Genomic DNA, 1,016 nt, shown 5'->3' on the forward strand with positions numbered 1-1,016 from the left:
GCGAAGGCGCAAGAGCGCTACGACGCCGCCGTAAGGCTGCGCCGCAACTTTCCCCGCGGGAAGACGCCCACGGAGGCACTGGCGGCCCTCCAGGGCGACGCCGTGGCGACGTTCCGGGATACCGGCAGATGGCCCACAGACTTCACCAAGCGAGCCACGAAGGACCACGCCGACGCTGTGGCGTGGGAGGCCGAACTCGTCGCGCTGAAGCGCGCGGAGGACGAACTCAAGCACGCCGCGGAGGACACGCGCGACGCCCTGGCGCCCGACGTGCTCGCGCACCTGGGCACGCGCCTGACGGAGATCCTCTCAGCCGCGAAGGACGCCAGTGCGGCCCTGGGCGACGTCACGACGGCCGAGCAGGCCATCGACGCTGGCGCGGATGCCCTGGATGCCTGGAAGCGGCTCACAGCGCTTCTGAGCGACTTCCGCAACGTGCGAGACGCCCAATGGCCTGTCCTTCACGCCGTATCGAGTGAGGACGAGCGGGCCCGCATGCGCGGATGGCGCGGACAAGGACACGGCGAAGTACGCAACACCCGGATTGCCGACGTCCCCGCGCACCTCCTGGACGTGATGCGTTCGCGCACCTACTCCATCGAATACCTGGCGTGGCTCGCACGTTCCGGGGCCGCGTACGTACCCGAGTCCTTCGACGACCTGGCGACGCAAGTTGCGGCGTCGACGGAGCCCGTCGCTTACGACGATCGCGGCCCGCTCGTCGACTACACCCCGCGCGTCGCCCCTGAGCGCACATTCAAGCCCCTTGGCACCGGTCGCGACCCGCGGCCGTACATCGACTGACGAGGACCACAGACATGACCCCAGAGGAAGAGCGGGACAGCGCGCTCACCGAACTTGCCCGTCTCCGCGCAGGCCTGGCCGCCGGCCTGGCGCCTGAACATGCCGTGCGCCTGCGCGGCACTACGGCGGAGGAACTGGAGGCCGACGCCACCACACTTGCCACGCTGCTGAATGCTGGCAATCCGACGCCGTCAGCGCCCCGTTCCGGTGGC

At 69.8% G+C, this 1,016-nt stretch carries 1 protein-coding gene and 1 pseudogene; both read left to right on the forward strand.

Going from position 1 to position 1,016, the window contains the following annotated elements:
* Positions 1-804: hypothetical protein (locus tag ACZ5CR_RS47575; protein ID WP_468870318.1), on the forward strand; the 804-nt coding region annotated here is incomplete at its 5' end.
* Between the two features lie 14 nt (positions 805-818).
* Positions 819-1,016: pseudogene (locus ACZ5CR_RS47580) on the forward strand (hypothetical protein); the annotation flags it as partial.

This window comes from Streptomyces sp. NPDC031274 (assembly GCF_055570235.1).